Source organism: Micromonospora sp. S-DT3-3-22, assembly GCF_015354745.1.
GTDB classification, from domain to species: domain Bacteria; phylum Actinomycetota; class Actinomycetes; order Mycobacteriales; family Micromonosporaceae; genus Micromonospora; species Micromonospora wenchangensis.
Genome location: NZ_JACGMO010000223.1, coordinates 1 through 5144, shown reverse-complemented (window position 1 = coordinate 5144; position 5144 = coordinate 1). Strand labels below are relative to the sequence as shown.

The window sequence follows — 5144 nt, the reverse complement described above, 5'->3', positions numbered from 1 at the left end:
CGGGACGCCCCCTCCGGTACGGCCGCCGATCACCGGGCTGACGCCGCCGGCCAGGCCACCCACCCCGGCCAGCGCGCCGCCGCCCCAGCCGCCGACGCCGGTACGCCCGAGGGCGGCGACCGCCCCGACACCGTCGCCGGCCAGGCCCGAGGGGCCGACACCTCCGGTCAGGCCCGAGGGGCCGACGGCACCGGAGCCGCCGGCCAGGCTTCCCGCGCCGAGGGCCGAGAAGCCCGCCCCGCCGAACCCGCCGCCGCCCAGCGCGCCGATGGCCGCCGGGCCACCGGTCAGCATCTCCCCCGCCCCGCCGGCCGCCGAGGAGGAGGAGAACGCCAGGTCCGCCCCACCGCCCCCGGAAGCACCGGAACCGGCCCCGTCGAATCCGGTTCCGCCGACCTGGGTGGTGGTGAAACGCACCTCGTTGCGGGGTGGACCGTCGGTGGGGCCGTCCGGGGAGCCCGGCGGCGGCGGTTGGTCGCCGCCGCCGGACGGGCCCGCGAACCGGTTGACGATCCCGCTGGTCTCCCGCAACGCGGCGACGAGCTGGGCCAGCGCGTCGCGCATCGCCAGGTCGAGCCGGACGAGCTGCCGTACCCAGGCGGTGCGCAGCAGCAGGTCGAGACCGGTCCAGCCGGCCGCGGTGGTCAGGTCGAACGTGCCGCTGACCGGCCCGGTGCCGTAGGTGTCCGGGATGGTGACCTGGACCGCGTTGAGGCTGCCCTGGTCGACCTGCGCCAGGATGCTGCGGACCGTGCTGAACAGCGCGGTCGGATGGTACGTGTTGAACCACTCGTGGGTGTGGTCGCTGAAGACCCGCCAGGCGTCGTTGATCCGCTCGCGGAACATCAGCAGATCGTTCGACTGCTGGAAGACCCGGTCCGACCAGGCGTTGGCCTCGTTCGTGGCGTTCATGTCCCGGGTGAGCCGGTCGATGTCGGCGTGCAGAATGGTCAGCGCCGCCACGAAGACCGCCGAGGCCGACCCCTCGAACCCGGAACCGGTCCCGCTGATGCCGTCGCGCAGCACCCGCAGCTCGGCGGCGGTGGTGAGCAGCGTCTGCTCGACCCGCCAGAGCAGGTTGCCGGCGTCGGTGAAACTGCGTTCGCTGAACCAGCCGTTGGTGCCGGCGTACAACCGGGTGAGGGCGTTGACGCTCGCCCGGTAGAAGCTGTCGAACGCGGTGCTCGGTGGTGGGCCGCCAGCCCCCTCCCAGAAGGTGACGTGGCCCCGCACGATCTCCCAGAGGTCCCGCTGCGGGTCGTCCACTCCGGGGCCGACCCGGCGGTAGCCCATCAGCTCCCGGTCTCCCGGGTCGACGGTGGGGCGGGTGCCACGGTCCAGTTCCTGGGTCCGCCGTTCGACGAACCGGACCCAGGTGACCCCGTGGCCGGCGACCAGGTTGCGGTCGATCAGCGTGCCGCTGCCCTGGTCGGAGCCGTCGCGCCCCTCGTTGAGCACGTCGCGCAGCATCCGTTCCCAGGTCCAGCCGGCGTACTCCGGGTTCGGGGCGGTCACCGCGCGGCCCGCCCGCATCGCCGGTCAGCCACGGCGGCGGCCCGTCGTCCGGGTGGGGCCGGGCGACTGACCGGGTCGGCGCGGCGCGACCGGCATCGTGGTGGCCGGTTCCCCGGACTGCTCGGCCCGGCCGATGACGGCCATCCCGCACTCCGGGTCGGTGCCCCAGACGTCCTCCTCCTCTTCCAGCCAGGTCTTGCGCTCACGGTCCTTCTCCCCCTGTTGGCCGCCCCCACCCATGCCACCCATGCCGCCCATCGGGGGCATCATCGGGAACCCGCCGGCCGCCGAGGTGGCGGAGTCGGCGCCCCGCGCCCCGGTGCCGCCGGGTCCGACGCCGGTGGGTTCACCGAGCAGTGCCGCAAGTTCGCTGCCGAGCGCCACCCCGCTGGTCGAGGACTCGCCGGGCGAGCCGCCACCCAGGTTGCCGACGTCGACGCCGTCCACATCGGTCGGGAACTGTGCCGACGGGTTGGTCGTGTCGTCGCCGGGGCCACCCGCCCCGCCGCCCTTGACACCACCGAGGCCACCCGAACCACCGGAACCCAGTCCACCCAGCCCGGGAGGCAGGCCGGGAACGACGGCACCGCCGCCGAGACCGGGGCCGCCGATCCCGCCACCGGGGCCACCGCCGATCCCGCCGCCACCGGCCGAGCCGGACCCCGTGCCACCGCCGAGCAGGTCGTCCCAGTCGATGCCGCCGCCGATCCCGCCCAGTCCCCCGGTCGACCCACCGGCACCGAGGTCACCCCCGCCGAGTCCCAGGCCGCCCGCCCCGCTCCCGCCACCCAGGCCGGACCCACCACCCAGGCCCAGGTCGCCACCGAGACCGAGCCCGGACCCCCCGCCCAGACCGAGGTCACCCCCGCCACCGCCACCCAGCCCCAGGTCACCCCCGCCACCGGACCCGAGGTCACCACCACCGCCCAGGCCCAGGTCACCCCCGCCACCCGGGCCGAGATCGCCACCACCGCCCAGCCCGAGGTCACCGCCGCCGCCCAGGCCGGGACCACCACCGCCGTTCAGGTCCGGCCCGTTGAGGTTGGGGGTGCCCCCCGGCGGCGGGGTGGCGTTGGTGGTGGTCGGTGGCGGCGAGATGACGCTCACCAGGTGGGTGACGGACCGCAGCCGGGTGGTCAACCGCGCCAGCTCGGTGCGCATCGTGGCGTCCAGCTCCCGCAACTGGCCCAGCCAGGCCCCCTTGACCAGGTTGTCGACGCTCTGCCAGCCGGCCTCGGTCATCAGGTTGAAGGTGCCGGTGTTCACCGTGCCGTTGCCGTACGCGTCCGGCAGGGTGATCGTGACCTGGCTGAAGTTGCCCGTCCTGACCTCCGTGATGATCTTCTTGAGCGAGTCGATCAACGTGGTCGGGTTGTAGCCGTTGAACCACTGGAACGTGTGGTCGCTGAACTCCCGGAACGAACCGGCGATCTTGTTGCGGAAGGTGGTCATGTCGTCGACCACGTCGTCGACCTGGTCGGACCAGGCCCGGTCGGCGCTGTTGGCGTTCATGTCGACGGCGAGCCGGTGGACGTCCCGACGCAGGCCCGACACCGCCCCGATGAACACCCCGGAGGCGTTGCCCTGGAACCCGGAGGCGTCGTCGCCGACCCGGTCCAGGATGGTCTTCAGCTCCCGTTCGGTGCTGATCAGGCTGCTCTCCACGTCGTGCAGCATCTTGGCGGCGTCGGTGAAGCTCTTCCAGCTGAACACGGGGTTGGTGCCGCTGGTCAGCCGTTGCAACGCCCCCTCGCTGGACTTGTAGAAGGTCTCGAAGGCCCCGCGCGGGGAGGGCGCCCCCTCGGTCTGCGAATCGTTGAAGACGATCTTCACCTGGATGAACTGGGTCCGGGTGGTGTAGTGGGGCTGCCCGTCCCGCAGCGAGCCGACCGAGCTGATCCGGTAGAGGAAGAACTCGTTGCCGTCGAGCGAGTCGATCCGGTTGGTCACATCGCCGTCGCTGGGCGGCTGCGAGGACTCCGTCACGTCGTCCATGTGGTCGACGAGGCGCAGCCACCGCACGTCCGGACCGGCCACCAGCTTGCGGTCGAGCATGGTGCCGCTGGTGCCGTCCGGGCCGTCCCTGCCCTCGCCCAGCACGTTCTGGAGCATCGATTCCCAGGTCCACTGGGACATGTCCTGGTACGGCGCGGTCACCGGGTCACGCCGTCGGGTTGGGAGTGGGGTTGGGCGAGGTGCCGGTGCCGGTGCCGGGCAGGAACTCCAGGAAACGCTCGGCGGTGATCGAGTTGAGCGACTCGATGTAGTCCGAGTTCGCCAGCAGCTCGGTCAGCCCGAGGGCGAGGGCGTTCATCGTCGTCCGGTGGCTGGTCATCCGGGCCAGCAGCGTGTCGCCGGTCTTGTTGAGCTGGTCGCGGATGGTCTTGCCCGGCTCGAAGTTGTTGGTGCCGGCCGAGACGACCAGGTCGCGCAGGGTCTGCGACACGTACTGGCCCTGCCCGGAGGTGGCGGTGTCGACCGCGTCCCGCAGGCTGTTCAGCTTCGCGATGAGCTGGTTGATGTACGGCTCGTCGATGACGATCGGCATCTGGTGCTCCGTTCCGTGAGGTGGGGGCGGGCGGCCCGGTACCGCCCGCCGCACCGAAGGTCAGACGTTGCCCTGGAACAGCGCCGCGCCCCGCGCGTCGCCCAGCCGGTAGTTGTCGTGGATCTGGTCGAGCCGGGACGAGGCGTCGGCGAGCGCCCGGCGCATCTCCTCGATCCCGGCGTTCCACTTGGCCTGCGCCGCGGTGAACGCCTCCCGGGTGTCACCGGAGTTGGCGCTGACGTACGTCTGCACGACGGTATTGAGCTCGTCGATCGAGTTCTGGATGCTGGTGGTCACGCCCTGCAACTCGGCCGAGCTGTCCAGCAGCCCGTTGGGATTGAGTCCGTACGACGGCATGGTCGTCCTCCGTGAGGGGTCGGTCGGTGGTCAGGTCCAGCTGGCGGAGAGGGCGTTGTCCTGCTCCACCTGCGCACTGGTCTGGTAGTGCGAGGTCATCGCGGTGTTCAGGTCGAGCAGGCCCTGCTTGACCTTGCCCAGCCCCTCCAGCCACTGCTGGATGGAGGTGGTGAAGGTGGTCTTGGCCTCCCCACGCCACTGGGTGTCCAGGAAGCTGGACGTGTTGTCGACGGCACGCTGCGCCGCGTCGCACTGCGCGTCGGTCTGGTTCATGGCCGAGATGGTGCTGCGGATGGTCTGCTCGTCTACCTCGTTGCCGAGTGGCATCGGCGCTCCTTCCGGTTGGGGCGGTCGCGGCGGTTCCGCGCCGCCGGCTCCGCTGGCCGGGCCGGCCTCATCCGACGACCCGGGCCGGGTCGAGGGCGGGACCGGTGGGCAGCAGGTCGATCAGTTCCGGGGCGACGACGGTCGCGTCGGCGGGGGCGTAACCCAGCCGCTCCGCCACCGCCGCACCGGCGAGCGGGTACTTCACCCCGGCGTCGGTCACCAGGTGGTAGGCGGTGCCGGGCCGCCCGGCACGGCCGGCGACCACCAGCCCGCCGCGTCCGGGCGCGACCGTCACCGCGTCGGCGGTGTGTGTCGTCCGGGTCACTCCGACACCGCCGCGCACGATGCCGGACGCCGGTGCCGGTCGGGCCGCGACGACCCGGGGCCGGCCGTCGGC

Annotated in this window: 5 protein-coding genes and 1 pseudogene; all 6 read right to left on the bottom strand. The window is 72.4% G+C overall.

Annotation, left to right across the window (positions count from 1 at the left end):
* A pseudogene (locus tag H1A17_RS33345) lies at positions 1-1533 on the bottom strand (hypothetical protein); the annotation flags it as partial.
* A gap of 6 nt (positions 1534-1539) precedes the next feature.
* Positions 1540-3672, bottom strand: a complete 2133-nt coding sequence (locus H1A17_RS33340; RefSeq protein ID WP_145919393.1) for a hypothetical protein — start codon at positions 3670-3672, stop codon at positions 1540-1542.
* 4 nt (positions 3673-3676) lie between these two features.
* Entirely contained in the window at positions 3677-4063 is a 387-nt protein-coding gene (locus tag H1A17_RS33335; RefSeq protein ID WP_194823750.1) for a hypothetical protein, read from the bottom strand.
* A 60-nt stretch (positions 4064-4123) separates the two neighbouring features.
* Entirely contained in the window at positions 4124-4420 is a 297-nt protein-coding gene (locus H1A17_RS33330) for a WXG100 family type VII secretion target (protein ID WP_145919391.1), read from the bottom strand.
* A gap of 30 nt (positions 4421-4450) precedes the next feature.
* Positions 4451-4747 (bottom strand): WXG100 family type VII secretion target, encoded by a 297-nt coding sequence (locus H1A17_RS33325; protein WP_145919390.1) that lies wholly within the window; start codon positions 4745-4747, stop codon positions 4451-4453.
* Between the two features lie 67 nt (positions 4748-4814).
* A partial coding sequence (locus tag H1A17_RS33320; RefSeq protein ID WP_194823749.1) for a type VII secretion protein EccB occupies positions 4815-5144 on the bottom strand: 330 nt, incomplete at its 5' end.

Coding starts and splice junctions, on each gene's coding strand:
- H1A17_RS33330 (WP_145919391.1), bottom strand. CDS start 4,420: ATGCCGTCGTACGGACTCAATCCCAACGGGCTGCTGGACAGCTCGGCC.
- H1A17_RS33335 (WP_194823750.1), bottom strand. CDS start 4,063: ATGCCGATCGTCATCGACGAGCCGTACATCAACCAGCTCATCGCGAAG.
- H1A17_RS33325 (WP_145919390.1), bottom strand. CDS start 4,747: ATGCCACTCGGCAACGAGGTAGACGAGCAGACCATCCGCAGCACCATC.